Source organism: Mesorhizobium sp. M1A.F.Ca.IN.022.06.1.1, from assembly GCF_003952605.1.
In the GTDB taxonomy this organism is placed as follows: Bacteria; Pseudomonadota; Alphaproteobacteria; order Rhizobiales; family Rhizobiaceae; genus Mesorhizobium.
In genome coordinates this window covers 1107643-1132875 of the sequence record NZ_CP034455.1, presented here as the reverse complement: position 1 = coordinate 1132875, position 25233 = coordinate 1107643, and the positions used below count along the sequence as shown (strand labels likewise).

Here is a 25233-nt window from a genome sequence, read left to right as displayed (position 1 = left end):
CGCGGTCAAATCGCGGGAAGGCACGTTACACAACCTTGCCACGCTGGCGGGACAGCATATCGTCTGTTCTGTCGGACATCTCCCCGCAAGGGGATTGACTGTCATCTAAGCTTTTACCCATCGCCAAAGCGGCATGAACGAGCCGGCAGCGAAACTGCCAATCTCCAAGTGCGGGGGCTGTCCGGCAGGACAGGGGGCGCGAAGGATCGCCAACCTGAGGCTTGCATACGCCCCTCGGCGATCAACTCCGCCCGTTCACCAGATCCCCGACGATGTCGTATTTGCCGGAAATACGCATCCTGTAGGCTTCATAATTCTCCATCACGCGCTGCACGTAACTTCTTGTTTCCGTGTAGGGGATCCGCTCGACCCAGTCGACGACGGCGTCCACGTCCTTGCCGCGCGGATCACCGTATTTCGCCACCCACTGGGCGGCCCGGTTTGGGCCGGCGTTGTACCCGGCGAAGGTCAGCACATAGGAGCCGTTGAAGCGGTCGAGCTGCTCGCCGAGGAAGGCTGACCCCAGCGTCGCGTTGTAACCGGCATCGGTCGTCAGCCGCGTTTGCGAGAAGGTCATGCCGGCCTTCTTCGCCAGTTGCTTGGCGGTACCCGGCATCAACTGCAAGAGGCCGCGCGCGCCCGCGCTGGAAATCGCCGCGACATTGAACTCGCTCTCCTGGCGGGCGATGGCATAGGCCAGCGCCTTGCCAGAGCCGGAGATATCGGCCGAATCGGGAATGACACCCAACGGATGCGAAAGCGCACCCACATCGATGCCGCGCTGGGCGGCGATCTTGCCGACCTTCAGCGCCATGAAATGGTTGCCCTGTTTTTCGGCAAGCCCCGCCAGCAGCGCAAGCTCGCCGGGGCTGGTCAGCTGCCCCGCGAGGTCGCGGTAGAGCGTCTCGGCATAGCGGTCATACCCTGCCTCCTGCAGCCGCTTGATCGCTTTCACCGCCTCGCGGCCCTCGAAGCTTTGGCGGTCGGCCGCGCTGGGCGTGGGATGGACGATGCTCAAGGTTCTGAGGCCCACACGCTCGCCGGCAAGCTGGCCGTAGAAGGTGGTGCCGTAGCTGGCTGCCCGGGTGAAATAGTCCTTGGCGCTGCCCGGGCCGCCGACTTCCGCGGCGCGGCCAAGCCAGTAATAGGCGCGCGACAGCGACACCGGTCCCTGGGCGAGCTCGGCGATGCGTGAAAAATGCGAGGCGGCCGCTGCCGGGTCGTTGAGACCGCGCAATGCATACCAGCCGGCATGGAATTCGGCTTCCGCGGCGCTGGCCGCGCTTTCGGCCGCATGCATGGAGGCAATCTTGTAGGCGGTCTTTATGTCGCCCTGATCGACCAGCTCGCGCGAAAGAACGCGCCGCTCCACCCACCAGGCATCGGGATCGACCAGCGCGTCGCGATTGGTCGGCGCCTTCATCACGACTGCCGCGGCATCGGCAAGTTTTTGCTGCTTGCGCAGATATTCTGCCTCGGCGAAGAAATAGCCGGCCGAACGCTGCGCCGCCGGCACCGCCTTCAACAGTTTCGCCGCGTTTTTTTCGCCTTTATCGACCGCCACCCAGGCATCCGCCAGTTGCTGGGCGCCGGCAATGCCGGCGACGCGCAGCGCCGAGGACGGCCGGTCGGCATAGAACATGCGCTCCATGCGATAGCGATGATCGGCCGCAGGGATCAGCGTGCCGAATTCCTTGATGATGGAAGTTTCGTCCTGGGCATCCAGCTTCTCCGTGCGCCAGAAGGGCACCAGCACCGCGCGCGCCGCCGCTTGATCGCCCAGCGCCACCTGCGAGCGGGCAAGGATGATCACGCCTTCCGGCGTCAGCGGCTGGCTGCGGCCGAAGGCCCGCACCACCACTTGCGGCGGCGGGTTCTCGCGATAGAGCGCGCGCTCGCTGTTCCTGCGCAGCGCGATCGTGCCCGGCCATCCAGGCAGCATCTTGGCGGCATCGGCGATTTCGCCGCTCGGCACCTGGTCGCCGCCATAGAGCGCGATCGCCCAGGCCAGAATGTGCCGGTCGAGCGAAGTGGAGGGCAACGTGTCGCGGGCATTGCGCGCCGCGGCGATGTTGTTCACCGCGAGCGCGTCGAGTCCGCTCTTCAATTGCCCGATGCTGGACGGAGGCTGAAGCTGCTGCGCCTGGTCCGCGGCCGACGGCGAGCCCGGCGCGGCAATCGCCGCCGTCACGCGCACGTCGACGCTGCCGCCGATCGCCATACCCGGTATCAGCGCGACGGCCGCGCTCAAAAGCGCGAACAGATGAGGCCGACTTGTCGGCATTGTTCCACCCCGGCACATTGTCAGCAGGCAGGGCCTTCGAGGCCGACCCGGAGCCTAAACTTAGGTCGTGAAAGGCTCGTAAACAAAAGGTTATCGAGGCCGTTCGAATTACGCTTGCTGGCACTACAGCAATGCTTGCCGCTGAACCGTGTCGAGACTATGGTGCGCGGCTTCGCTTTCGATTAGAAGGCGCGGGAATTTACGCATCGACAAAACGCTGATGCATGTCGCCCAAAGTGGGCACCCGGCTTTGGGAGAACGACATGCTTGGACCAACAAAGTCCCAAGGAGTTTGGACAATATGCTGAGAGGCTCCCTGACTGCGCTCGTGACACCGTTTGAAAAGAGCGGGCGTTTCGACGAGAAAGCCTTTCGCGCGTTTGTCGAATGGCAGATCGCCGAGGGCACCAAGGGCCTCGTGCCCGTCGGCACCACCGGCGAGTCGCCGACGTTGTCGCATGACGAGCACCGCAATGTCGTCAAGGTCTGCATCGAGGTCGCCAGGGGCAGGGTTCCAGTTGTGGCCGGTGCCGGCTCCAACAACACCGAGGAAGCCGTCGGCCTGGTGCAGTATGCCGAAAAGGCCGGCGCCGATGCAGCCCTGGTCGTCACGCCTTACTACAACAAGCCGACCCAGCGCGGCCTCTACGAGCATTTCGCAGCCGTTGCCAGGGCAACCAAGCTGCCGATCATCATCTACAACATCCCACCGCGCTCGGTGATCGACATGACCCCGGAGACGATGGGCAGGCTGCGCCACGACTTCAAGAACATCGCCGGCGTCAAGGATGCGACCGGCAAGGTCGAGCGCGTCTCGGAACAGCGCATGACCTGCGGCAAGGATTTCATCCAGCTTTCCGGTGAGGATGCGTCCGCGCTCGGCTTCAATGCGCATGGCGGCGTCGGCTGCATCTCGGTGACGTCGAATGTCGCGCCGCGCCTTTGCGCCGAGTTCCAGGAAGCCACGCTCTCCGGCGACAGCGCCAAGGCGCTAGAACTGCAGGATCGTCTCCTGCCGCTGCATAAAGCAATTTTCGTGGAGCCCGGCGTATCCGGCGCCAAATACGCCCTGTCGAAGCTGGGCAAGGTCGAGAACGTGGTCCGCTCGCCGCTGGTGACGGTCGAAGCTTCGACCGCCGAGAAGCTCGACGCGGCGCTGAAGCACGCCGGCTTGATTAATTAGGGATGAGGCGCCACCTCTCCGCATTATGAATCAAGTCAAGAAAGCCGACCCCAACAACAGGACGGTCGCCGAAAACCGCAAGGCGCGCTTTTCCTACGAGGTGCTCGACACGATCGAGACCGGCTTGGTGCTGACCGGCACCGAGGTCAAGTCGCTGCGCCAGGGCCAGGCGAACATCCAGGAGAGCTACGCCTCCGCCGAAGGCGGCGAGATCTGGCTGATCAATTCCTATCTGCCGGAATATCTCCAGGCCAACCGCTTCAACCACGAGCCGCGCCGGCGCCGTAAGCTGCTCGTCAGCAAGCGCGAGATGGCCAAGCTTGCCCAGAGCGTGGAGCGCGAAGGCATGACGCTGGTGCCGCTGAAAATCTATTTCAACGATCGCGGCCGCGCCAAGCTCCTGCTCGCCATCGCCCGCGGCAAGAAGCTGCACGACAAGCGCGAGACCGAAAAGCAGCGCGACTGGTCGCGCGAGAAGGGGCGGCTCCTTAAGGAGCGCGGATAAAGCCACCTTCGATATGCGGGCAAGGCGAGCAGGGAGCCAAGGCTTGAGGAACGGCTTGATTGCCCTGGCCCTGGCTTTCGTGGTTCTGGCGCTTGCCACATGGGCAGAGGGCTTTTTCCGACCCCGTGCTTTCCCGCCGGATCGCAGCGAATTCCCCATAAGGGGCATCGATGTTTCGCATCACCAGGGCAGGATCGACTGGCCGCGCGTCGCGGCCGACGATGTCGTCTTCGCCATCATCAAGGCGACGGAAGGTGGTGACTATGTCGACGATGCCTTTGCTGAGAATTTGCGCCAGGCCCGCGCGGCGGGCCTCGCTGTCGGCGCCTATCATTTCTTCACCTTCTGCCGCCCGGGTGCCGACCAGGCCAGGAACTTCATATCGGTCGTGCCGCGCGGCGAGCAGCTCTTGCCGCCGGTGGTCGACATCGAGTTCCACGGCAATTGTCCGCGACGCCCTTCGCCCGCCGAGCTGAACGCCGAACTGCTGGCATTCCTTGGCCCGGTCGAGGCGGCTTACGGCAAGCCGGGCATTCTCTATATAACCGATGAGACGGCACCGACCTATGCCGCTCATATCGCGGTACGCCAGCGCTGGCTGCGCTCTGTGCGGGGGCCGCTGAACGACGACGACTGGGTCTATTGGCAATATCTCGACACAGGCCGTGTCGACGGCATCGACGGCGACGTCGACCTGAATGTGCTGAAGGGCGGGCCGGCGAGGCTGTCGGAGTTGTTTGCCGCGGCGCCGGACCCTAGCTCTTCAGGAAGGCTGCTATCTCCTTGAAGACATCGACGAACATCGCTTCCGTCAGGACACCGGTGTTGGTGTTGTAGCGCGAGCAGTGATAGCTGGAGAACAGCGTGATGCCGCCGGCCTGCTGGCGTCCGCCGTGGCGGAACGGAAGGGTGGCGACGCGCCCGCCCAGCGCCCGCACCGTCGATTGATGCGCGATCGAGCCCAGCGTCAGGATGGCCCGCAGATTGGCAAAGCGCGCGATCGTCGGTTTGAGGAAGGTGCGGCAGGTGGCGATCTCGGCGCCGACCGGCTTGTTTTCCGGCGGCACGCATCGCACCGCATTGGTGATCGCGGTGCCGACGAGCTCCAGCCCGTCATCGGGCCTGGCCTTGAATTCCCCGCGCGCCAACCCTTGAGCGATCAGCGTTGCGTAGAGCAGGTCGCCGGCATAGTCGCCGGTGAAGGGACGCCCGGTGCGGTTGGCGCCGCGCAGGCCGGGCGCCAGCCCGACGATGAGGAGCCTGACCGAGTCCTCGCCCTCCGGCGGCAGGAAGGTCGGCACCGGTGCATTGAACCAGCCCGGCTCGCGCTGGCGCCAGGCGGCGATGAAGTCGTGCAGCCGCGGGCAAAGCGGACAATCGCGGTCAGGCTCGGGGGAGGGCGCGGCGCTCAAGGCTGCCGCGCTCAATAATCGTCCTCGTCGGCTTCAGCAGGCTCAGGCCGGCGGACCGGCCGTTCCGATGGATCGCGGCCGACTTCGTTCTTCAGCGTCATGAGGTCGATGAAGTGGTCGGCCTGGCGGCGCAAGTCGTCGGAGATCATCGGCGGCTGCGAGGCCATGGTCGAGATGATCGAAACCTTGCGGCCACGCCGCTGCAGCGCCTCGACCAGCGTGCGGAAGTCGCCGTCGCCGGAGAAGATGACATAGTGGTCGACGACATCGGCAAGCTCCAGCGCATCGACGGTGAGCTCGATGTCCATGTTGCCCTTGATCTTGCGCCGGCCGGTCGAGTCGGTGAACTCCTTGGCTGGCTTGGTCACCACCTTGAAGCCGTTATAGTCCAGCCAGTCGATCAGCGGCCGGATCGAGGAATATTCCTGATCCTCGACCAGCGCGGTGTAGTAATAGGCCCTGAGCAGGTAGCCGCGTTTCTGAAAGCTCGACAGAAGCTTGCGGTAGTCTATGTCGAAGCCCAGCGCCCGCGAGGTGGCGTAGAGGTTGGCGCCGTCGATGAAAAGAGCGATCTTTTCACGGGGATCGAACATTGAAAAATATCCCTTTTCAAAAATTTCTGTCGTCTAAAAGGACGTGACGGGTAGGCCCGATAATGGTCCCTCTTCCCGCCCCTTTCGAGATAACGCCAGATTTATGGATATCCAAGGGCAGGGCGCGCATTGCAAGCAATTGTGATCGGCACCAGGTAAGCAAGGCGAAGTCCGATATTGAGCCGGGCAGGGGCTCGTGCTTCGGCGGTGCCCGCCATAAAGCTTGTATTTCGGCGGCGTCCTTGTTATGGAGCCCGCCAGTTTTCCATCAAATCCACGCATGAAAGGGGGCAGTCCATGGCCCGCGTAACCGTTGAAGATTGCATCGACAAGGTCGACAACCGTTTCGAGCTCGTGCTGCTCGCCGGCCACCGTGCCCGCCAGATCAGCCAGGGCGCGCAGATCACCGTTCCTCGCGACAATGACAAGAATCCGGTCATTGCGCTGCGCGAGATCGCCGACGAGACGCTGTCGCCGGACGACCTCAAGGAAGACCTGATCCACTCGCTGCAGAAGCATGTGGAGGTCGACGAGCCGGAGGCCGAGGGCGAGGCCATCGCCGACCAGACCGGCGCTGCCACCGCTGCTGCCGACACCGACGATGCCGAAGAGAACATCGCCTTCGACCGCATGAGCGAGGAAGACCTGCTCGCCGGCATCGAGGGTCTGGTGCCGCCGGAAAAGAGCGACGACTACTAAGCTCTTGGACACGGGCCTGGATCAAGCATCCGGGACTTCCGTATCGTCAGTTTCGTGGCTATCTATGGGATGCGTCGCACGCCGGTGCGGCGCATCAATCATTTCATCACCGCGAGATTTCGCCCATGATGCGTCAGTATGAGCTTGTCGAGCGCGTGCAGCGCTACAAGCCTGACGTCAACGAGGCGCTGCTCAACAAGGCCTATGTCTACGCCATGCAAAAGCATGGCCACCAGAAGCGCGCCTCGGGCGATCCCTATTTCTCGCATCCGCTGGAAGTGGCGGCCATCCTCACCGAGATGCATATGGATGAGGCGACCATCGCCGTTGCCCTGCTGCACGACACGATCGAGGACACGACCGCCACTAGGGCCGAGATCGATGAATTGTTCGGCCCCGAGATGGGCAAGCTGGTCGAGGGACTGACCAAGCTGAAGAAGCTCGACCTCGTCTCCAAGAAGGCCGAGCAGGCCGAGAACCTGCGCAAGCTGCTGCTGGCGATCTCCGAGGATATTCGCGTTCTGCTGGTCAAGCTCGCCGATCGCCTGCACAACATGCGCACGCTCGACCATATGCCCGAGTCCAAGCGCTTGCGCATCGCCGAGGAGACGATGGATATCTATGCGCCGCTCGCCGGCCGCATGGGCATGCAAGGCATGCGCGAGGAACTTGAGGAGATCGCGTTCCGCTACATCAATCCGGAAGCCTATCGCGCCGTCACCGCGCGGCTCGCCGAAATCTTCGAGCGCAACAAGGGCGTGCTGGACGAGATCGAGAAGGCGTTGTCCGGCCTGTTCGAAAAACACGCGATCAAAGCCGGCGTCAAAAGCCGGCAGAAGAAGCCTTGGTCGGTGTTCCGCAAGATGGAGGCCAAGGCGCTCTCCTTCGAGCAGCTCTCCGACATCTTCGGCTTCCGTGTGGTCGTCGACACCGTCGAGGACTGCTACCGCGCGCTTGGTGCCATCCACACCACCTGGTCGATGGTGCCTGGCCGCTTCAAGGATTACATCTCGACGCCGAAGCAGAATGACTACCGCTCGATCCACACCACCATTGTCGGCCCCTCGCGCCAGCGCGTCGAACTGCAGATCCGCACCCGCGAGATGAACAAGATCGCCGAATACGGCGTTGCCGCGCATTCGATCTACAAGGACAGCGGCGGCAAGCCGAACGGCGCAGCGCACGCGATCTCCAAGGAGACCAACGCCTATGCCTGGCTGCGCCGCACCATCGAGCAACTGGCCGAGGGCGACAATCCCGAGGATTTCCTGGAAAACACCAAGCTCGAGCTGTTCCAGGACCAGGTGTTCTGCTTCACGCCCAAGGGCATGCTGATCGCCCTGCCGCGCGGCGCCACCCCCATCGACTTCGCCTATGCCGTCCACACCGATGTCGGCGACACCTGTGTCGGCGCCAAGGTCAACGGCCGCATCATGCCGCTGATGACGGAGTTGAAGAACGGCGACGAGGTCGAGATCATCCGCTCCAAGGCGCAGGTGCCGCCGGCAGCCTGGGAATCGGTCGTCGTCACCGGCAAGGCGCGCGCCGCCATCCGCCGCGCCACCAAGAATGCCATCCGCAAGCAATATTCCGGGCTCGGCGCCCGCATCCTCGAACGCGCCTTCGAGCGCGCCGGCAAGAACTTCACCAAGGAAAGCCTGAAGCCGGTTCTGCATCGCCTGGCGCGCAAGGATATAGAGGACGTGCTGGCCTCTGTCGGCCGCGGCGAGCTTGCCTCGACCGATGTCATGAAAGCAGTCTTCCCCGACTACAAGGACGAGCGCGTCACGGTCGCGGCGCCCAAGCAGCGCGAGGAAGGCTGGTCCAAGATCCGCAACGCCGCGGGCATGCTGTTCCAGATGCCCGGCCGCGCCGCGCGCAAGGGCAAGGACCAGCAGCGCGACGGTGCGGTGCCCATCCGCGGCGTGCGCGGCGACCTGCCGGTGCGCTTCGCGCCGGAAGGGGCGGTGCCCGGCGACCGCATCGTCGGCATCATTCAGCCAGGAACCGGTATCACCATTTATCCTATCCAGTCGCCGGCCCTGCAGGCTTTCGACGACCAGCCCGAGCGCTGGATCGATGTGCGCTGGGACATCGACGAGCGTACCAAGGAGCGCTTCCCGGCCCGCATCTCGGTCACAGCCATCAATGCGCCGGGCTCGCTCGCCGACATCGCGCAGGTCGTCGCGTCTAACGATGCCAACATCCACACGCTGTCGATGGTGCGCACCGCGCCCGATTTCACCGAGATGCTGATCGACCTCGAGGTTTGGGACCTGAAGCACCTCAACCGGCTGCTGTCGCAGCTCAAGGATAATTCGAGCGTCAGCGACGCACGGCGTGTGAATGGGTGAATAGTAAACAGTGAATAGTGAATTAGGTTGCCTATCACTACCATTCACCATTCACTCATCGCTATTCTATTCACTACTCATTACTCACCACTCGCCAAGAGCATGGAGCGAACAATGAACACCGATGAAGTGCTGGGCATTTTCCGCGAGGCGGGCGCGGTTCTCGAGGGGCACTTCATCCTGACGTCCGGACTGCGCAGCCCGATCTTCCTGCAGAAGGCGCGCGTCTTCATGCATGCCGACAAGACCGAGCGCCTGTGCAAGGCGCTGGCCGAGAAGATTCGTGAGGCGGTGCCGGGCAGGATCGACTATGTCGTCGGCCCGGCGATCGGCGGCCTGATCCCGGCCTACGAGACCTCGCGCCATCTCGGCGCGCCGGCGGTCTGGGTCGAGCGGGAAGGGGGCGAGTTCCGACTGCGTCGCTTCGAGATCGCAAAGGGATCGCGCGTCGTCATTGTCGAGGACATCGTCACCACGGGTCTCTCGATTCGCGAGACCATCGACTGCCTGCGCCAGCTCGGCGCCGAGGTGGTGGCGGCCGCCTGCATCATCGACCGCTCGGCCGGCAAGACCGATGTCGGCGTGCCGCTGATTGCGCTCGCCGAATATGAGGTGCCGGCCTACCCGCCCGACCGCCTGCCGCCGGAACTTGCCGCCATCCCTGCCGTTAAGCCGGGAAGCCGAAATATCTGACCTGGCGATGAATGAAAACAAGCACCTGAGGGTGCCGGTTGAATCTCTTTGCCAGCGAAGCGCGCAGAGGCCCCATGATAGCCGGCATCGATCATTTCGTCCTGACGGTCCGGTCTGTCGAAGCGACTTGCGACTTCTATCAGCGCGTGCTGGGCATGGGGCGGCTGGACGAGCCGAGCCGGCCGACCGCGCTTCTGTTCGGATCGCAGAAGATCAATCTGCACGAGGTCGCTCGCACCTTTGAGCCGAAGGCGAAGGCGCCGACGCCGGGCTCCGGCGATTTCTGCCTCATTGCTGCGGTGCCTCTTGCCGACATCCGCGCCAGCCTCGAAGCCAACGGTGTGGCGGTCGAAGTCGGACCTGTCGAGCGCACCGGTGCTCGCGGCAGAATGATGTCGGTCTATTTCCGGGATCCCGACGACAACCTGGTCGAGGTCAGCGAATATCGAACTTAGCTGAAAAGCCCAGGCTGACCGCGTCCGATACCTCGGCGCCGCGGTCGCGCAAGGACGAATGGCCAAACATGCTTTGCCCAGTCTTCCTCAGTTTCGCCAGAATGGCGCTCATGTAAGAGCCTGCGGCAGACCATCGCGGCGACGTTTCGCTGTTCCGTGGTCTGGCAATCGCCGCTATAGCAAAGTTTTGTTGCCTTCCTGCGCCGGTGAAGCGCAAGATAATGTTGGCGCGACCCGGCTGGCAGGGAAGCGTGTGTTGGACCAGGAACCGAAACAGAGTGCTTTTTCGACGCCGAGAGCCTGATGGCCTCCTGGAGCGGGTGCGTACTTACCTATGGCCGCGCCGCTCGTTCTCGCGCTCCGTTCAGTATTTCTCCAAGCGCATTCTGCGGCTGAAAGCGACGCCCCATTCGGTGGCCGCCGGAGTCGCGGCAGGCGTTTTCGCCTCCTTCTTCCCGCTGGGCTTCCACTTCATCATCGCCGCCGTGCTCTGCTGGGTGATCGCCGGCAATCTGGTGGCGGCAGCCCTCGGTGCGGTGTTCTTCGGCAATCCGCTGTCCTTCCCGCTGCTCTGGGGCGCGTCCTGGGAGACTGGCAAGCTCATCCTGCATGAACATCTGCCCAGGCATGGGCCGCCGGAGCATCTCGGGGAAATGATGCACACGCTTTCCTTCGCCAAGCTGTGGCACCCGATCCTGGAGCCGATGCTTCTCGGCGCGGTGCCCCTCGGCTTGGTCTTCGGGCTCGTCTTCTATGGTGTCACGCGGTGGGGCATGACCGCTTTTCGCGCGCAACGGCAGCGGCGAATGACCGAGCGAGCCAGGAAGGCCCGGCAGGGCGGACGGGAAGTTCCCGCGGAATGATCATCGGCATCGGCAGTGACCTGATCGACATCAGACGTATCGAGAAGTCCCTGGAACGGCACGGCCAGCGCTTTATCCAGCGTATCTACACCGAGGTCGAGCAGGCCAAGTCGGAGAAGCGCGCGGCCCGTGCCGCTTCCTACGCCAAGCGCTTCGCCGCCAAGGAGGCCTGCGCCAAGGCGCTTGGCACCGGCATGGCCGAGGGCGTCTTCTGGCGCGACATGGGCGTGGTCAACCTGCCCAGCGGAGCGCCCACCATGGCGCTCACCGGCGGCGCTGCCGCCAGGCTGGAAAAAATCCTGCCCAAGGGCCACCATGCGCTGATCCACCTCACTATCACCGACGATTTTCCACTTGCTCAAGCCTTTGTGATCATCGAGGCAGTGCCCGCCGAACAAGCGCCACATTGATTCCATCTGACCACGGGCGGCATGACGTTGCCCAGCGCGCGCCGAGACTCTATACCAACCAACGCACAATCGAGGACGACATGAGCGTGGCTGAAAAATCGCAGAAGAAATCCGGCGGGCTTGGGGAAACCTTTTCCGTCATCATCCAGGCTCTGCTGCTCGCGCTTGTCATCCGCACGCTGCTGTTCCAGCCCTTCTCCATCCCCTCCGGCTCGATGCGGCCGACGCTGCTCGAAGGCGACTATCTGTTCGTCACCAAATGGGCCTATGGCTATTCGCGCTACTCGCTGCCCTTCGGCCCCAACATTTTCTCCGGCCGCATCTGGGGCTCTGAGCCCAAGCGCGGCGACGTGGTCGTGTTCAAGTTCCCGCCGGATCCGTCCGTCGACTACATCAAGCGCGTCGTCGGCCTGCCCGGCGACAAGATCCAGGTCAAGGACGGCCAGCTCTTCATCAACGGCACCGCGGTGCCGCGCGAAAAGGTCGGCCAGATCGACAACCCCGACATCACCGAGGTCGACCGTCCCGTCGACGTCTATCGCGAGACGCTGCCCAACGGCGTCAATTATGACACGCTCGATCTGACGCCCAATTCGATCGGCGATAACACGCGCGAGTTCGATGTGCCGCCCGGCCACTATTTCATGATGGGCGACAATCGCGACAATTCCTCCGACAGCCGCTTCACCGTCGGTTTCGTGCCGGCCGAGAACCTCGTCGGCCGCGCCAACGTCATCTTCTTCTCGATCGCCGATGGCGCAAGCCCGTTGGAAATCTGGAAGTGGCCGTCGCTGATGCGTGCCGGCCGCCTGTTCCATCTCGTCCACTAAGGTTATGGCGGCGACCAAGCGTTTGACCGCCGATGCCCTTGCCGAAGCGCTTGTCGAGCGCACCGGCCACGCCTTCGCCGACCGCCAGCGTCTGCAGCGCGCGCTGACCCATGCCAGCGCGCGTTCGACGCATGCCGGCGTGGACTACGAACGCTTCGAATTTTTGGGCGACCGCGTTCTCGGCCTGGTCGTGGCCGACATGCTGCTCGCTGCCTTTCCGGATGCCGCCGAGGGCGAGCTGTCGCTCCGCCTCAACGCGCTGGTCAATGCCGAGGCGCTCTCCGAGGTCGCCGAGGAGATCGGCCTGCCGGAGCTGATCCGCGCCGGCTCCGACGTGCGCAATCTCGAAGGCCGCAAGCGAACCAATCTGCGTGCCGACGCGCTGGAGTCGCTGATCGCTGTGCTTTATCTGGATGGTGGCCTTGAGACCGCCCGCGCGTTTATCCACCGCTACTGGCAGCCGCGCTCGCAGGCGATCGGTGCTGCCCGCCGCGATGCCAAGACCGAGTTGCAGGAGTGGGCGCACCAGGCGGCGTCGGGCGCGGTGCCGGCCTACCGGGTGGATGCTCGCGAAGGGCCCGACCACGACCCGCTGTTCACCGTCAGCGTCAAGGTCGGCTCTTTCGCGCCGGCGATCGGCAGCGGCCGTTCCAAGCGGGAAGCGGAGCAGGCGGCGGCGGCCGCGTTGCTGCTGCGCGAAGGCGTATGGAGCGCTGCATGACCGCCACCGAAACCTCCGAAACGCCTCCTACGCGCTCAGGCTTCGTCGCCCTGATTGGCGCGCCCAATGCCGGCAAGTCGACGCTGGTCAACCAGCTGGTCGGCGCGAAAGTGTCGATCGTCACCCACAAGGTGCAGACCACGCGAGCCATCGTGCGCGGCATCGCCACGCATGACAACGCGCAGATCGTCTTCGTCGACACGCCCGGCATCTTCAAGCCGAGGCGGCGGCTGGACACGGCCATGGTCAGCACCGCCTGGGGCGGCGCCAAGGATGCCGATGTCGTGGTGCTGCTGATCGATGCCGAACGCGGCATCAAAGGCGACGCCGACGCGATCCTCGACCGGCTGAAGGACGTCAAGCAGCCGATGCTGCTCGTCCTCAACAAGGTCGACCGGGTCAAGCCGGAGACGCTGCTTGCTTTGGCCGCGGCAGCGAACGAAAGAGTGCCGTTCAAGCGCACCTTCATGGTCTCGGCGCTCACCGGCTCCGGCTGCAAGGACCTGCTCGATTATCTTGCCGAGACCCTTCCAGCCGGTCCCTGGTACTATCCGGAAGACCAGATCTCCGATCTGCCGATGCGCCAGCTCGCGGCCGAGATCACGCGCGAAAAGCTTTATCTGAGGCTCCATCAGGAGCTTCCCTATTCCTCGCATATCGAGACCGAGAAGTGGGAGGAGAAGAAGGACGGCTCGGTGCGCATCGAGCAGGTCATCTATGTCGAGCGCGAGAGCCAGAAGAAGATCGTGCTTGGCCACAAGGGCGAGACGATCCGCGCCATCGGCCAGGCCGCGCGCGCCGAGATCGCCGAGATCCTCGAGCAGAAGGTGCATCTTTTCCTGTTCGTCAAGGTGCGCGAGAACTGGGGCGACGACCCCGAGCGCTATCGCGAGATGGGATTGGAGTTTCCCAACTGATCCATGTCGCCCAAAAGCGACGCAGTTTTGGGATAACGACATGCACAGCCCGAAGATGGATATCGGCACCGCTCTCGTGCGGCGGCTCGTCGACGCGCAGTTTCCCGAATGGCGGCATCTGCCTGTGAAGCCGGTCGCGTTCGGCGGCTGGGACAACCGCACCTTCCATCTCGGCGACACGATGGCGGTCAGGCTGCCAAGTGCTGCTCACTATGCGCTGCAGGTCGAGAAGGAGCATCGCTGGCTGCCCAAGCTCGCGCCGCTTCTGCCGCTGCCGATTCCCGAGCCGCTCGCCATGGGCGAGCCGGCGGCGGGCTATCCCTGGCACTGGTCCGTCTACCGCTGGATCGAAGGCGAGACGGCGAAAACCGGGCACATCGCCGACCTTCGCGCGTTCGCGGTCTCGCTGGCTGAGTTCCTCGTTGCCCTGAAACGGATTGATCCGACCGCCGGCCCGGCACCTGGCCAGCACAATTTTTATCGCGGCGGCCCGCTGGCCGTCTATGACGGCGAGGCGAGACAGGCCATCGCTGCGCTTGAAGGCCGGATCGATACGCAAGCCGCCACTGCCGTCTGGAAGGCGGCGCTTGCTGCCGGCTGGCACGGCTCGCCCGTCTGGTTCCACGGCGATGTCGCCTCAGGCAATCTGCTGGTCGAGGACGGCCGTCTGAGCGCTGTCATCGACTTCGGCACGTCGGGCGTCGGCGATCCCTCCTGCGATCTGGCGATTGCCTGGACGCTGTTCGAGGGCGAGAGCCGCGAGGCATTCCGCGCGCGCATCGCCGTCGATGACGCGACCTGGGCGCGCGGACGCGGCTGGACGCTGTGGAAGGCGCTCATCACCGTTGCCGGTCACGACGCCAACCAGGCCGAGGTCGGGAGGCAGCGCCGGGTGATCGACGAAGTGCTCGCCGATCATCGCAAATGGGGATGACGGCGCCGAGCAGGCGCCCTCACCGGTCGAGTATCCATGCAGTGGCAAGTCGCTTCGCAGGCCGCCGTACAAAGCTTTCCGTGCCGTAATAGGCAACGATCGCGACCGCGATGACCGCCCAGATCGCGACGCCGAGCCATTGCTGCTGGATATGGTCGCCGTCGACGAACACCTTGGCGAGGAAGCGTACGCTGTTCTGGTGTGAGACATGCATCAGGATGGCCAGCAATACGCTGCCCGTGTTCTGGTAAAGCCAGGTGAAGACGATCCCGGCCAGCACCACGTTGATCGTGCTGTAGAGGCTGAGATCGCCGAGCAGGCCGAGCGGCAAGTGCCAGATTGCCCATATTACGCCGAGGATCAGGCTGCCGGCGAGCGCGGGGCGACGGCCAAGAAGATGCGGGGTCGCGAAGCCGCGCCAGCCGGGTTCCTCGCCCAGCGGACCGCTGAATACGGCATAGAGCGCGATCATGGGCGCCACCTCGGAGAAGGTAGGAATGTTCCCCCACGACGGCTCCGCCGAACCGAGGAACGGATTGATCAGGATCGAGGCGAGCTGTGTCCCGAACGGTAGGCCGACCGCCACCAGATACCAGATCGGGCGAACGCGCCATTTCACCATCGAGGCGAGGATGGTCTTCACCGCGCCCCAGCCGCCGGCGAGTGCCGCGACGGTGAAGCCCGAGATTGCCGGTCCGAAGGTGAACCAGGGAATGCTCTCGCCATACGACAGATAGAAGGGAATGAACGCCAGCCATGTCAGGCCGAGCGCCAGCGAAAAGAAGATGGTCAACTGGTGCCCGCGCACCACGCCCAGGAAGGAGCTCATATCGATCCTCTCATCGGGCCATTGTAGCGAGTGGTCGCCTGCCCGAGAGGTCGACGCTTCGGGAAATAGCCAGCCGAGCCGCTCGGCGGTCTGCGCCGGTTCATCCGGTCAACGCGCCGATATTTGGCGCTGGCGCGGCCGAAAAATCCCGAACGGTTTCTGAGAATTTTCCGATATTGCCGCCGCGGCGGCAGCGGCGGATGTTGCCTGCCATCACTGTCGGAACAGATTATGGGTCACGGGCGGCAATCTTGATTTCGCCGCCCAACAGGTGAAAAGCTCGACGTATGGAATGGCGCGACGAGGGAATCATTCTCGGCACCCGCAGGCATGGCGAAACCAGCGCCATCCTCGAGGTGATGACGCGCGCCCATGGCCGGCATCTCGGCCTGGTGCGGGGCGGCCGCTCGCGCAAGCAGCAGCCGGTGCTGCAGCCCGGCAATCGCGTCGACCTTTTGTGGCGGGCACGTCTCGACGAGCATCTCGGCATCTTCCAGGCCGAGGCGATCGAGATGAACGCCGCCCGGCTGATGGACAGCGCAGTCGCCGTCTACGGCCTGCAGACCATGGCCGCGCATCTCAGGCTTCTGCCCGAACGCGATGCCCATGGCGGCCTCTACGAGGCTCTTGCGGTGATGATCTCCCATCTGGGCGATGCCGATGCCGCGGGCGAGTTGGTGGCGCGCTTCGAATTGCTGATCCTGGATGAACTCGGCTTCGGCCTCGACCTCAGCCAGTGCGCGGCGACCGGATCACGGCAGGATCTCGCCTATGTCTCGCCGAAATCCGGACGCGCCGTCTCGCGCGCCGCGGGCGCGGCTTGGCACGACAAGATGCTGGCGCTGCCGGCCTTCCTGCAGCGCGGCACCGGCGTGCGCGCCGATGCCGCGGCGCTCGAGGACGCCTTCCGGCTGACCGGCTTCTTCTTCACTCGCCACGTCTATGAGCCGCGCGGCATCGAGCCGCCCGACGCCCGCGCTGGATTCCTCGCGGCGCTGCGCCGGCATCAGGTGGCGGTGAAGGTGATTGCCGCGAATGAGGCGAGGATCTAATCGGCTCGCCGTCGTTCCAGAAAATCGTCGAGGATGGGACGCTGGCCTTCCAGGATCTTGAGACCTGCCTCTGGGAGCGAGAACCAGCCGGCTTTGTCCACTTCGGGAAATTCCTTCATGGCGCCCGACCTTGGCGGCCATTCCATGGTGAACATGTTGCTCCTGACGGCATTCACATCGATGTCCGCTTCGACGCTCCAGGCGATCACGATTTTACCGCCCGGCTGCTTGTAGCTGCCGACTGGCTGGAAATCGCCGTCGATCGCGACGCCTAGCTCCTCCTCGGCCTCACGCCGAGCGGCCACGAGATCGTCCTCGCCATCGTCGATCAGCCCCTTCGGGATCGACCAGGCCCGTTCATCTTTCCTTGCCCAGAACGGTCCGCCGGGATGGACCAGCAGGAACTCGAACACACCGGCGGTTTGCTTGAAGATCAGCAGGCCCGCGCTTCGTTGCGGCATCGGTCATCCTCTTGTTAATTCCCGCTAGCGTTCGAGGATAGCACGAGTGGTCCGCGGCGAGCGGCCGGCAATTTGCGGCCCGAGCCTCAGCCGCTTCGACGTATCGCCGTTGGATAAAGCCTGCGGTCGCTGGCAATCGGCGCCGAAACATGCTCGATCTTGCAGGCCGGCAGGGCGCTGATTGGGTAGCCGTCTCATCGCCGCATTTGTCGGCCACGACTGGCACGGTTTTGAGGGGAAACCGCCATGTTTTTCGGCCTGATCGCCATTGCCGCCGTCATCGCTCTATTCGTTATCATTTCACGCCAGCAAACGCGCCTCGGACTGATCGAGCGCGAGCTTGGCGCGCTGCGCAGCTTGGTGCTTTCGGGCATCCCGCAGCCCGCGCCCCGGCCTGGCGAGGTCGCGGAAGCTGCTGCAGGCGAAGCTACCGCCGTGATTGCCGCAGCGGCCGCGCCGTCGGCAGGTGAAGCAGCCCCGCAGGCCACAGCCGCCGCGACGCCCGACGAACCAAAAGCCGAAGCGCCAGCCCAAGCGGGCGAGGGGAGTCCGTCCGAACCCGCCGGAGAGGGACAATTGACGCAACCTGCCGCGCCGGCCGAAGCGGCAGTACCTGCAAGGGCCGCCCGCGATGTCGAGACGGCCCTCGGCACGCGTTGGGCGGTCTGGGTCGGCGGCATCGCGCTGGCGCTGGGTGGCCTGTTCCTGATCCGCTACACGATCGAGGCCGGCATTTTCGGCCCCGGCGTGCGACTGACCATGGCCGGCGTTCTCGGTCTTGTGTTGCTTGCCGGCGCCGAGTTCATCCGCCGCACCGGCTTCCGGGTGCCGGTGCAGGGGGCTGCCGGCGCCTACATCCCGGCGATTCTGACGGGCGCTGGCGCCTTTATCCTGTTCGGCACCGTCTATGCAGCCTATGGCATCTACGGCTTTATCGGCCCGGCGCTCGCCTTCACGCTGCTCGGCGCGATCGGCGTCGCCACCATTGCCGTCTCGCTGGTCCACGGCCTGGCGCTGGCCGGCATCGGCCTCATCGGTGCCATGGTGACGCCGGCGCTCGTCGCCTCGGAGGCGCCGAACCCGTGGGCGCTGTTCGTCTATTTGGCGATCGTGCTTGCCGCCACGGCGGCTATCGCCCGCATCCGCGATTGGAAGGCGCTTGTGGCGGCAGCCTTTGCCGGCACCGGCATCTGGACCATCGTCTACATGACCAATGCACCGGAGGTGAATCTCTCGACGGTGCTGTTCATCAGCCTGGCCTCGCTTGCCGTGCTCGCCTTCGTCTGGCTAGCCGATTTCTTGACTGCTGGCCGCGACGACGCGGAGCCCGGCTTCGACTGGCCATCAATCGCGCCCGGCTTCTTCGTTGCGCTGACCGCGCTCGGGCTGTCGGTCGATCCGGTGTTTGCCAAGGCGGGTTATGCCTCGCACGGCGCGGTGCTGCTCGCCGCGCTGCTGGCAGTGGCGCTCTACCGGCCGCGCGCCTTGCCGCTCCTCTTCGCCGCCGGCCTGGCGACCGCGCTGATCTATCTCGGCATCATCCCGCCCGCCACCATCGGCGCCGATGCGCTGGATGTCGGCCTGGGCGCCGAGCCGCTGGCCGCATCCGACACGCTGACCTTCCGCCTCGGCATCGCGCTTGCCCTGGTCTTCGTCGCAGTCGGGTTCTGGGCCGCGCGCCGCTTTGCGGCTGCTGCGCCCATCCGCGCCGCGTCCTGGGCGGCATGGGGTGGCATTGTGCCGCTGGTCGTGCTCACCGCGCTCTGGCTCACCTTCGGCGACATCGACCGCGATTTTGGCTACGCGCTGCCGGCCCTGCTTCTGGTGCTCGTCTTTGCCGCCGGCGGCGAGTGGATCGCGCGCGCCGAGGAACCGCCGCTCCGCGGCGGCCCCGCCGTCTCCTTCGCGCTCGGCGGCGGCGGCGTCGCAGGCTTGTTGATGCTGCACATGGCCTTCGGCTCCAGCTGGACGACGGTGCTGCTCGGCGCCGCCGCCGTCGTGCCGGCGCTCGCGACGCGCTGGCGCAGCTTCCCGGTGCTGGGCTGGATCGCGGTCGGCGCGGCGGTCGCCGTGCTCGGCCGCGTCGCCTTCGATCCAACCATCGTGGGCGCGGCGGCACTGTCGACGACGCCGGTCTTCAATTGGCTCTTGCCGGGCTATGGCGTTCCGGCGCTCGCCTTCGGCTTCGCCGCCTGGCAACTCGCGCGCACCACCAACGGACGGCCGCGTCTTGCCATGGAAGCGGCCTCGGCGCTGTTCGGCCTGCTCACGATTGCGATGCTGGTGCGCCATGCCATGCATGGCGGCGTCATCGACACCGGCCCCGTCACCCTTGCCGAGCAGGCGATCTACACGCTGATCGCGCTAGGCGCCGGCGCCATACTGGTCGCTATCGACCTGCGCTCGCCGAGCCCGGTGTTGCGCTATGGCTCGATGGCCGCCGGCGTGCTCTCGGTCGCCTTCATCCTCATCCGGCACTTCGTGGTGCTGAACCCGCTGCTGACGGATGAATCGACCGGCGCCGTCCCGTTCTTCAACCTGTTGTTGCTCGCCTATCTGCTGCCGGCGGTCGCAGCAGGAGCATTGGCGCTTTATGTCCGCGAGAGGCGCCCGAGATGGTATGCCGCGATGCTGGCGCTGGTCGCTTCGCTGCTCGCCTTCGCCTACGCCACGCTGTCGGTCCGGCGCCTGTTCAAGGGCGAGTTTATCGGCCTGTGGAGCGGCCTCGGCCAGCTTGAGACCTATACCTATTCGGCGCTCTGGCTGGTCATCGGCGTGGCGCTGCTGACCGCCGGCGTCTGGCTGAGGTCGCAGGTGCTGCGCATTGCCTCGGCCGTGCTCATAGCGGTCGCCGTGCTGAAGGTCTTCCTCTTCGACATGTCGGAGCTGGAAGGCGTGCTGCGCGCACTCTCCTTCATCGGTCTGGGCGCCGTGCTGATCGGCATCGGACTTTTCTATCAGCGTCTGCTGACAAGGGCGGCGAGGTTAGGAGCCGAATAAAGGTCAGGCCAGATCGGTCTGCGAGAAGTCGTTGCCTTTGTAGAGCAGAGGTACGCGATAGGCTTTGGCGCATGCGTAGCTGAAGCAGTCGCCGAAATTCAGTTTGGCTGGGTGGCCCACATATCGACCATAATCTTGCGCGGCCCTTACAGCGAGTTCTCGGATCCGCGTGTCCAGCGGGACCTCAACGGCCTTGAGTTCGGCCAGGAAACCCAAGACGATCATTTTACATCCTTCGATCAGGGCGGGTGGTGTCGGAAGCTGGTCGCCGTTTTCCGCTACGGACTTCCTGCGAGCTATCCCAACAATCGCCTCGAATGCGGAACTCGGCGAGAAATAAAGCTTCTCGGCGGCTTCCATTTTCCTAAGAAGGCGGTTCGCATCCGGCTCTTCTGATATGATAGCGATGATAGCGGAAGCATCGAGGAACATCAGAGGTCATCCCATCCTTCGTCCATGAATTTCTTCATGTTGAAGTCCGGGTCGTCCGGACCGAGCGCCCTCGCTGCGTCCTGATACTTTCTAATGCGCTCGCTTAGTGGGAGGACGGCATGTGCCCGTTCGAGCTCACGCTTGAGCGCGATCCGCACGGCTTCAGTCTTCGTGGGCGCCTTGATCGCGGACTGCAGCTGACGAGCCAGCGCGTCAACCTCGTCATCGCGGATATACAAAGACATTGTCGAATTCCTCCGGCGTATATTCTAAGATGAATATGCAAGATATTCAATGACGAATATACGATGGCCGGAACCGGTATTCAACCTTGGTTCCGCTTCCGCTCGCGCCGGGAATAAACCGGCATCCGCCGGCGTTATCCAGGTGCTTGGGTACCGGAGCGGGTGGTCCGCTTCGTGCTGGCTGCTTGCGCCGCGCCGGGAAGGCGCGTTCAATCGAATGGAAGACGACCACGAAACAAGCGGTCATGGACGACAAGAAGGCAGCGATCCTGAGCGAGATACCGCGTCTGCGCCGCTACGCGCGCTCGTTGCTGCGCGACCGCGATTCCGCCGACGATCTCGTCCAGGACTGCCTCGAGCGGGCGCTTGTGCGGCTCGACAACTGGCAAACTGGAGAAAGCCCCAGGAGGTGGCTGTTTACGATCATGCATCATCTGTTCATCGACCAGATGCGCAAGGTTAACCGGCGAGGCGAGGCGGCAATGTTGCCTCTGGAAGCCGGCGAGGCCCAGGCCGCGCCCGCCGATCAGGTCGAAAGCATAGCCTCGCGCGAGATCATGGATGCCCTGCAGGCGATCGGCCCCGATCGGCGCGCGGCATTGGTCATGGTCGCTATCGAAGGCTTTTCCTATGCCGAGGCCGCCAACATCCTGGGCGTGCCGGCCGGCACGCTGATGTCGCGCATCGCGCGCGGCCGCGAGGAACTGCGCGGCCTGCTGGACGACTCCTCGCGCCGCCGCTCGATAAGGATCGTCGAGCGATGACCCGGCGCGATTTCACCGAACGCGATATCCACATGGCCCTCGATGGCGAGCTGCCGGGCGAGGAGCGCATGGCCTATGACGCCTGGCTCGAAGCCAATCCCGAAATGAAGGCGAAGAGCGCCCGTTACATAGCCGACCGTGCGGCGCTCCGCGCCGCCCTGGCCGGCGTGATGGACGAACCGGTGCCGGCAAGGCTACGGCACGCGGTGCTTGGCGAAGCGCCGGCGCGGACGCCTGCCTGGCGCTCGCGCTGGTGGCTTTCGGCGGCGGCGGCAGCCGTGCTGATGGTCGGCGGGTTCGGTGGCTATCTCGCCGGCATCGACGGCATTGGCCGCAGCGGTCAGAGCGACGACCAACTCGCGGAGCAGGCGATTTCCGCCCATCTCATCTACGCCGCCGAGAAGCGTCACGCGGTTGAGGTGCCGGCAAGCGACAAGGACCATCTGCAGACCTGGCTGTCCAACCGGGTAGGGCTGAAGCTGGTGGCGCCCGATCTCGCGGCCGAGGGCTTCGCACTCGTCGGCGGCCGGCTGTTGCCGGCGGGCGAGCGTGGCAAGGCCGCGATGTTGCTTTACGAGGACGCCAAGGGCGAGCGCATCTCGCTCTTCGTCACCGCCGAATCATCGCAGACCACCAAGGGAACCTATACGGCCGAGGCTGACGGTCCGGAAGCGGTGTATTGGCTGGACAAGGGCTATGGCTGCGCCGTCGTCGGCACATTGCCGCCGGAGCGTCTGTCGGAGGTCGCCAAGAGCGCCTATGGCCAGCTTCTGGCCGGTATTTCGAGCTGAGGAGGCGGCTGTTTTCAACGGCCTACGCTGTTTCGAATTAGTGGTTCAGTTCAAAGCCGTGGTGCTTTTCTGCCGCCGCGGAACCTGTCACAATTCGGCCCTAATCAAGGAGCGATAGCGCTTGATGAAGACCGGCGCTTCGGCCGGGGTGCTGCTTTTGACCGGGGCCGTTTCCTTTAATCCAATCGAGGTTCTCCCAAACCCCGCATGCCTGCCGAGATCCGCAAGGCCCGCGCGTCGGACGTCGATGACCTCGCCGCCATCGAGAAGGCTGTTTTCTCAAGCGATCGCCTGTCGCGCCGCTCTTTTCGCCAGTTGATCGAGCGTGAGACCGCCGAGATGCTGGTGGCCGAGAATGACGGCCATGTCGCCGGCTACGCGGTGGTCTTGTTTCGCAAGGGCAGCGGCGTGGCCCGGCTCTATTCCATCGCCGTCGGTCCGTTCTTCGGCAATCTCGGCATCGGCCGCCAACTGCTGGCCGCGGCCGAAGAGGCGGCTTATGAACACGATCGCATGATGCTGCGGCTCGAGGTTCGCGAGGACAATCAGCGCGCCATCGGCATCTACGAGCAGGCAGGCTACCGAAAAATCGGCCGCGAGCCCGACTATTACGAGGACGGCGCCACCGCGCTGCGTTACGAAAAGACGCTGCGCGGCGATGTCCCGACCAGCACCGGGGTGCCGTTTTACCAGCAGACCTGCGAGTTCACCTGCGGTCCGTGCTGCCTGATGATGGCAATGGCCAATTTCGATTCCGGCTTCGTGCCCGATCCGGTCATGGAAATACGCCTGTGGCGCGAGGCGACCACGGTATTCATGATGTCGGGGCCGGGCGGCTGCGAGCCTTTCGGCCTGGCGGTTGCCGGCTATGAAAGCGGGCTCGCCGCCGAGATCTTCGTATCCTTTCACGGCGCGCTGTTCCTGCAGTCGGTGCGCAGCGAGGAAAAGCGCCGGGTGATGGAGCTCGCCCAGGTCGACTTCCGCCGGCGAGCGGAACTTTACGGCATCCCGGTGAATTACCGTCCGTTCGGCATCGACGACATCCGCGCCGCCCTTGCCGAGGGCAAGCTGGTGCTGGTGTTGATCAGCGGCTTCCTGATGTTCGGCAAGAAGGTGCCGCATTGGGTGCTGGCCATCGGCGACGACGGCGACCATATCCTCATCCACGATCCTTGGGTCGAAGACGAAAGGCAGGAAACCATCCTCGACGCCGCCAACATTCCCGTGCCCTATGGCATCTTCATGAACATGGCTCAGTTCGGCCGCGACGGGTTGCGCGCCGCCATCAACCTGGGAAAACGCTGACACAATGACCTGGGTCATCCTTACAGGCAGGCAGAACGATCTCGACCAGGTGGCGACGCCGCACAAGATCATCACCAACCGCGACTATCTCGCGCATCCGGCGCTGTTTCGCGGCCAGCGCCCTAAGGTGATCAACCTGTCGAACAACTACGGCTATCAGAGCCGCGGCTATTATGCCTCGCTGCTCGCCGGATCGCGCGGCCACAAAGTGATCCCGACCGTCGAGACCATGATCGATCTGTCGGAGCGCAAGCTCTATGAGCATGCGTTGCCGGAACTCGAGCTCGCTCTCAACAAATGCCGCAAGGATCTCGACGGAACCTTTCCGACGAAGGTCGCAGTCTTTTTTGGCATCGGGCCCTCGAAAGTTTGGGACCGGTTCACCAAGCTTTTGTTCGACTGGTTTCGCGCGCCGGCGCTCGAGGTCCACATCAAGGACAGCGCCGAATGGGCTTCGATCCGCAAGATCGGCTTCCTGCCGCTCGCGCGCATGAGCGAGGAGCAAGAAGAAGTCTTCCTGCAATGCCTGGAGACCTACACCAACCGCGAGTGGCGCGACACCAAGGGGCGCACGCCGGCGCGCTACACGTTCGCGACGCTCGTCGATCCGCATGAGGAATTGCCGCCTTCGGAGATTTCGTCCCTGCGCTACTGGGCGAGGATCGCGGAGAAGATGGGCGTCGAGGTCGAGCCGATCACCAGGAAGGATTTGGCCAAGCTCGCCAATTACGACGCGCTGTTCATCCGCGAGACGACATCCATCTCCAACCACACCTACCGCTTCGCGCGCCGCGCCCAGCAGGAGGGCATGCCGGTGATCGACGACCCGCTGTCGATGATCCGCTGCACCAACAAGGTCTATCTCAACGAGCTGATGACCTACAACAAGGTGCCGGTACCGCCGACGGTGATGATTGCCGGCACCTCCGATCTGGAGCTCGCCGCCCAGACGCTGGGCTTTCCGCTGGTGCTGAAAATCCCGGACTCATCCTTCTCGCGCGGGGTCAAGAAATGCGAGAACCTTGCCGATCTGACAAAGCTGGCGACCGAGTGGCTGGAGGATTCCGACCTCCTCATCGCGCAGAAATTCATCCCCACCGAATATGATTGGCGCGTCGGCGTGCTCGGCGGCCAACCGCTGTTTGCCGTGCATTACCTGATGGCCAAAAAACACTGGCAGATCGTCAACCACAAGGCCAACGGCAAGCCCGATCAGGGCGGCATCAAGACCTTCACGCTGAAGCAGACGCCGCCGCACGTGGTCGAGACGGCGGTCAAGGCGGCGCGCTGCATCGGCGACGGGCTCTACGGCGTCGACCTCAAGGAAACCAAGGACGGCGTCTTCGTCATCGAGGTCAACGATAACCCCAATCTCGACCATGGCTGGGAGGATTCCGGCGAGAAGGACGAGCTCTGGGTGCGGCTTACGCAATGGTTCCTGGAGCGGCTGGAGCGCACTGGTCGCTAAAGCATTTTGCATCCGGACGGGATCGCCTGGCGT

General features: G+C 64.2%; 27 protein-coding genes. 19 read left to right on the top strand and 8 right to left on the bottom strand.

The window, feature by feature from the left end:
* Window positions 1–241 precede the first annotated feature (241 nt).
* Window positions 242–2284 (bottom strand): lytic transglycosylase domain-containing protein, encoded by a 2043-nt coding sequence (locus tag EJ078_RS05720; protein ID WP_128294477.1) that lies wholly within the window; start codon window positions 2282–2284, stop codon window positions 242–244.
* Window positions 2285–2585: 301 nt separating this feature from the next.
* On the opposite strand from EJ078_RS05720, the gene dapA reads away from it, so the two are divergent.
* The 3 genes from dapA to EJ078_RS05705 are packed head-to-tail and all read left to right on the top strand — an operon-like array spanning window position 2586 to window position 4759.
* Entirely contained in the window at window positions 2586–3467 is an 882-nt protein-coding gene (gene dapA / locus EJ078_RS05715) for a 4-hydroxy-tetrahydrodipicolinate synthase (RefSeq protein WP_095823685.1), read from the top strand.
* 25 nt (window positions 3468–3492) lie between these two features.
* Complete coding sequence (gene smpB / locus EJ078_RS05710; RefSeq protein WP_067321086.1) at window positions 3493–3972, top strand: SsrA-binding protein SmpB; 480 nt, start codon at window positions 3493–3495, stop codon at window positions 3970–3972.
* A 43-nt stretch (window positions 3973–4015) separates the two neighbouring features.
* On the top strand, window positions 4016–4759 hold the full coding sequence (locus EJ078_RS05705) for a GH25 family lysozyme (protein WP_127216070.1): 744 nt from the start codon (window positions 4016–4018) through the stop codon (window positions 4757–4759).
* Here EJ078_RS05705 and EJ078_RS05700 read toward each other — a convergent pair.
* On the bottom strand, window positions 4728–5399 hold the full coding sequence (locus tag EJ078_RS05700) for a uracil-DNA glycosylase (RefSeq protein ID WP_164747319.1): 672 nt from the start codon (window positions 5397–5399) through the stop codon (window positions 4728–4730). The two genes, EJ078_RS05705 and EJ078_RS05700, sit on opposite strands and share 32 nt — an antisense overlap.
* On the bottom strand, window positions 5396–5977 hold the full coding sequence (locus EJ078_RS05695; protein WP_066997475.1) for an NYN domain-containing protein: 582 nt from the start codon (window positions 5975–5977) through the stop codon (window positions 5396–5398). The genes EJ078_RS05700 and EJ078_RS05695 overlap by 4 nt, the downstream gene beginning before the upstream one ends.
* A 297-nt stretch (window positions 5978–6274) precedes the next feature.
* Between EJ078_RS05695 and rpoZ the strand changes: the two genes are divergently transcribed.
* The 4 genes from rpoZ to EJ078_RS05675 all read left to right on the top strand — a co-directional run bounded on the left by rpoZ (window position 6275) and on the right by EJ078_RS05675 (window position 10178).
* The gene (gene rpoZ, locus EJ078_RS05690; protein ID WP_066997473.1) at window positions 6275–6676 is read left to right on the top strand and encodes a DNA-directed RNA polymerase subunit omega; all 402 of its coding nucleotides are present in this window, start codon (window positions 6275–6277) and stop codon (window positions 6674–6676) included.
* Window positions 6677–6801: 125 nt separating this feature from the next.
* Window positions 6802–9030 (top strand): bifunctional (p)ppGpp synthetase/guanosine-3',5'-bis(diphosphate) 3'-pyrophosphohydrolase, encoded by a 2229-nt coding sequence (locus EJ078_RS05685; RefSeq protein ID WP_066997471.1) that lies wholly within the window; start codon window positions 6802–6804, stop codon window positions 9028–9030.
* Between the two features lie 114 nt (window positions 9031–9144).
* Window positions 9145–9723, top strand: coding sequence for an orotate phosphoribosyltransferase (gene pyrE / locus EJ078_RS05680; protein ID WP_095823682.1), 579 nt, complete (start codon window positions 9145–9147; stop codon window positions 9721–9723).
* A gap of 74 nt (window positions 9724–9797) precedes the next feature.
* A complete protein-coding gene (locus EJ078_RS05675) occupies window positions 9798–10178 on the top strand; it encodes a VOC family protein (protein ID WP_066997467.1) in 381 nt (126 codons plus the stop codon).
* Here EJ078_RS05675 and EJ078_RS30660 read toward each other — a convergent pair.
* The gene (locus EJ078_RS30660) at window positions 10159–10290 is read right to left on the bottom strand and encodes a hypothetical protein (RefSeq protein ID WP_259979799.1); all 132 of its coding nucleotides are present in this window, start codon (window positions 10288–10290) and stop codon (window positions 10159–10161) included. The two genes, EJ078_RS05675 and EJ078_RS30660, sit on opposite strands and share 20 nt — an antisense overlap.
* 166 nt (window positions 10291–10456) lie before the next feature.
* Between EJ078_RS30660 and EJ078_RS05670 the strand changes: the two genes are divergently transcribed.
* The 6 genes from EJ078_RS05670 (at window position 10457) to EJ078_RS05645 (ending at window position 14853) form a co-directional block, all read left to right on the top strand.
* The gene (locus tag EJ078_RS05670) at window positions 10457–11041 is read left to right on the top strand and encodes a DUF2062 domain-containing protein (RefSeq protein WP_067321101.1); all 585 of its coding nucleotides are present in this window, start codon (window positions 10457–10459) and stop codon (window positions 11039–11041) included.
* The gene (gene acpS / locus EJ078_RS05665) at window positions 11038–11451 is read left to right on the top strand and encodes a holo-ACP synthase (protein ID WP_067321104.1); all 414 of its coding nucleotides are present in this window, start codon (window positions 11038–11040) and stop codon (window positions 11449–11451) included. Before EJ078_RS05670 ends, acpS begins: the two co-directional genes overlap by 4 nt.
* Before the next feature lie 80 nt (window positions 11452–11531).
* Window positions 11532–12281 carry a signal peptidase I gene (gene lepB, locus EJ078_RS05660; RefSeq protein WP_127216069.1) on the top strand — a complete coding sequence of 250 codons (750 nt, stop codon included), beginning with the start codon at window positions 11532–11534 and terminating at the stop codon, window positions 12279–12281.
* 4 nt (window positions 12282–12285) lie between these two features.
* Window positions 12286–13002, top strand: a complete 717-nt coding sequence (gene rnc / locus EJ078_RS05655; RefSeq protein WP_127404052.1) for a ribonuclease III — start codon at window positions 12286–12288, stop codon at window positions 13000–13002.
* The gene (era, locus tag EJ078_RS05650; RefSeq protein WP_189413605.1) at window positions 12987–13919 is read left to right on the top strand and encodes a GTPase Era; all 933 of its coding nucleotides are present in this window, start codon (window positions 12987–12989) and stop codon (window positions 13917–13919) included. Before rnc ends, era begins: the two co-directional genes overlap by 16 nt.
* 40 nt (window positions 13920–13959) lie before the next feature.
* On the top strand, window positions 13960–14853 hold the full coding sequence (locus tag EJ078_RS05645) for an aminoglycoside phosphotransferase family protein (protein ID WP_128294476.1): 894 nt from the start codon (window positions 13960–13962) through the stop codon (window positions 14851–14853).
* A gap of 19 nt (window positions 14854–14872) precedes the next feature.
* Here EJ078_RS05645 and EJ078_RS05640 read toward each other — a convergent pair whose 3' ends face one another.
* Window positions 14873–15682 (bottom strand): type II CAAX endopeptidase family protein, encoded by an 810-nt coding sequence (locus EJ078_RS05640; RefSeq protein ID WP_127216726.1) that lies wholly within the window; start codon window positions 15680–15682, stop codon window positions 14873–14875.
* Between the two features lie 287 nt (window positions 15683–15969).
* Here EJ078_RS05640 and recO point away from each other — a divergent pair, with 287 nt between their 5' ends.
* On the top strand, window positions 15970–16734 hold the full coding sequence (recO, locus tag EJ078_RS05635; RefSeq protein WP_067321116.1) for a DNA repair protein RecO: 765 nt from the start codon (window positions 15970–15972) through the stop codon (window positions 16732–16734).
* Here the strand turns inward: recO and EJ078_RS05630 are convergent.
* Window positions 16731–17195 (bottom strand): NUDIX domain-containing protein, encoded by a 465-nt coding sequence (locus EJ078_RS05630; protein WP_127216725.1) that lies wholly within the window; start codon window positions 17193–17195, stop codon window positions 16731–16733. The genes recO and EJ078_RS05630 overlap by 4 nt on opposite strands.
* A gap of 246 nt (window positions 17196–17441) precedes the next feature.
* Here EJ078_RS05630 and EJ078_RS05625 point away from each other — a divergent pair, with 246 nt between their 5' ends.
* The gene (locus tag EJ078_RS05625; RefSeq protein ID WP_127216724.1) at window positions 17442–20195 is read left to right on the top strand and encodes a DUF2339 domain-containing protein; all 2754 of its coding nucleotides are present in this window, start codon (window positions 17442–17444) and stop codon (window positions 20193–20195) included.
* A 3-nt stretch (window positions 20196–20198) separates the two neighbouring features.
* On the opposite strand, the gene EJ078_RS05620 is transcribed toward EJ078_RS05625, so the two are convergent.
* Together EJ078_RS05620 and EJ078_RS05615 are read right to left on the bottom strand one after the other, a co-directional pair.
* Window positions 20199–20627, bottom strand: a complete 429-nt coding sequence (locus EJ078_RS05620; RefSeq protein WP_127403690.1) for a type II toxin-antitoxin system VapC family toxin — start codon at window positions 20625–20627, stop codon at window positions 20199–20201.
* Window positions 20627–20872: a type II toxin-antitoxin system VapB family antitoxin gene (locus tag EJ078_RS05615; RefSeq protein WP_127216108.1), complete on the bottom strand. Its 246-nt coding sequence runs from the start codon at window positions 20870–20872 to the stop codon at window positions 20627–20629. Before EJ078_RS05615 ends, EJ078_RS05620 begins: the two co-directional genes overlap by 1 nt.
* Before the next feature lie 245 nt (window positions 20873–21117).
* Here EJ078_RS05615 and EJ078_RS05610 point away from each other — a divergent pair, with 245 nt between their 5' ends.
* The 4 genes from EJ078_RS05610 to EJ078_RS05595 all read left to right on the top strand — a co-directional run bounded on the left by EJ078_RS05610 (window position 21118) and on the right by EJ078_RS05595 (window position 25200).
* Window positions 21118–21636 (top strand): RNA polymerase sigma factor, encoded by a 519-nt coding sequence (locus tag EJ078_RS05610; RefSeq protein ID WP_066998131.1) that lies wholly within the window; start codon window positions 21118–21120, stop codon window positions 21634–21636.
* Entirely contained in the window at window positions 21633–22427 is a 795-nt protein-coding gene (locus EJ078_RS05605) for an anti-sigma factor (RefSeq protein ID WP_127403689.1), read from the top strand. Before EJ078_RS05610 ends, EJ078_RS05605 begins: the two co-directional genes overlap by 4 nt.
* Before the next feature lie 207 nt (window positions 22428–22634).
* Window positions 22635–23732, top strand: coding sequence for a GNAT family N-acetyltransferase/peptidase C39 family protein (locus EJ078_RS05600; RefSeq protein ID WP_127216107.1), 1098 nt, complete (start codon window positions 22635–22637; stop codon window positions 23730–23732).
* Between the two features lie 4 nt (window positions 23733–23736).
* The gene (locus tag EJ078_RS05595; RefSeq protein ID WP_067321133.1) at window positions 23737–25200 is read left to right on the top strand and encodes a RimK family protein; all 1464 of its coding nucleotides are present in this window, start codon (window positions 23737–23739) and stop codon (window positions 25198–25200) included.
* Window positions 25201–25233: the final 33 nt, after the last annotated feature.

What these genes read in the sequence shown, in the direction of transcription:
- EJ078_RS05720 (WP_128294477.1), bottom strand. Translation starts at nt 2,284, where the DNA reads ATGCCGACAAGTCGGCCTCATCTGTTCGCGCTTTTGAGCGCGGCCGTC.
- dapA (WP_095823685.1), top strand. Translation starts at nt 2,586, where the DNA reads ATGCTGAGAGGCTCCCTGACTGCGCTCGTGACACCGTTTGAAAAGAGC.
- smpB (WP_067321086.1), top strand. Translation starts at nt 3,493, where the DNA reads ATGAATCAAGTCAAGAAAGCCGACCCCAACAACAGGACGGTCGCCGAA.
- EJ078_RS05695 (WP_066997475.1), bottom strand. Translation starts at nt 5,977, where the DNA reads ATGTTCGATCCCCGTGAAAAGATCGCTCTTTTCATCGACGGCGCCAAC.
- rpoZ (WP_066997473.1), top strand. Translation starts at nt 6,275, where the DNA reads ATGGCCCGCGTAACCGTTGAAGATTGCATCGACAAGGTCGACAACCGT.
- EJ078_RS05685 (WP_066997471.1), top strand. Translation starts at nt 6,802, where the DNA reads ATGATGCGTCAGTATGAGCTTGTCGAGCGCGTGCAGCGCTACAAGCCT.
- pyrE (WP_095823682.1), top strand. Translation starts at nt 9,145, where the DNA reads ATGAACACCGATGAAGTGCTGGGCATTTTCCGCGAGGCGGGCGCGGTT.
- EJ078_RS05675 (WP_066997467.1), top strand. Translation starts at nt 9,798, where the DNA reads ATGATAGCCGGCATCGATCATTTCGTCCTGACGGTCCGGTCTGTCGAA.
- EJ078_RS30660 (WP_259979799.1), bottom strand. Translation starts at nt 10,290, where the DNA reads ATGAGCGCCATTCTGGCGAAACTGAGGAAGACTGGGCAAAGCATGTTT.
- acpS (WP_067321104.1), top strand. Translation starts at nt 11,038, where the DNA reads ATGATCATCGGCATCGGCAGTGACCTGATCGACATCAGACGTATCGAG.
- lepB (WP_127216069.1), top strand. Translation starts at nt 11,532, where the DNA reads ATGAGCGTGGCTGAAAAATCGCAGAAGAAATCCGGCGGGCTTGGGGAA.
- rnc (WP_127404052.1), top strand. Translation starts at nt 12,286, where the DNA reads ATGGCGGCGACCAAGCGTTTGACCGCCGATGCCCTTGCCGAAGCGCTT.
- era (WP_189413605.1), top strand. Translation starts at nt 12,987, where the DNA reads ATGGAGCGCTGCATGACCGCCACCGAAACCTCCGAAACGCCTCCTACG.
- EJ078_RS05645 (WP_128294476.1), top strand. Translation starts at nt 13,960, where the DNA reads ATGCACAGCCCGAAGATGGATATCGGCACCGCTCTCGTGCGGCGGCTC.
- EJ078_RS05640 (WP_127216726.1), bottom strand. Translation starts at nt 15,682, where the DNA reads ATGAGCTCCTTCCTGGGCGTGGTGCGCGGGCACCAGTTGACCATCTTC.
- recO (WP_067321116.1), top strand. Translation starts at nt 15,970, where the DNA reads ATGGAATGGCGCGACGAGGGAATCATTCTCGGCACCCGCAGGCATGGC.
- EJ078_RS05630 (WP_127216725.1), bottom strand. Translation starts at nt 17,195, where the DNA reads ATGCCGCAACGAAGCGCGGGCCTGCTGATCTTCAAGCAAACCGCCGGT.
- EJ078_RS05625 (WP_127216724.1), top strand. Translation starts at nt 17,442, where the DNA reads ATGTTTTTCGGCCTGATCGCCATTGCCGCCGTCATCGCTCTATTCGTT.
- EJ078_RS05620 (WP_127403690.1), bottom strand. Translation starts at nt 20,627, where the DNA reads ATGTTCCTCGATGCTTCCGCTATCATCGCTATCATATCAGAAGAGCCG.
- EJ078_RS05615 (WP_127216108.1), bottom strand. Translation starts at nt 20,872, where the DNA reads ATGTCTTTGTATATCCGCGATGACGAGGTTGACGCGCTGGCTCGTCAG.
- EJ078_RS05610 (WP_066998131.1), top strand. Translation starts at nt 21,118, where the DNA reads ATGGACGACAAGAAGGCAGCGATCCTGAGCGAGATACCGCGTCTGCGC.
- EJ078_RS05605 (WP_127403689.1), top strand. Translation starts at nt 21,633, where the DNA reads ATGACCCGGCGCGATTTCACCGAACGCGATATCCACATGGCCCTCGAT.
- EJ078_RS05600 (WP_127216107.1), top strand. Translation starts at nt 22,635, where the DNA reads ATGCCTGCCGAGATCCGCAAGGCCCGCGCGTCGGACGTCGATGACCTC.
- EJ078_RS05595 (WP_067321133.1), top strand. Translation starts at nt 23,737, where the DNA reads ATGACCTGGGTCATCCTTACAGGCAGGCAGAACGATCTCGACCAGGTG.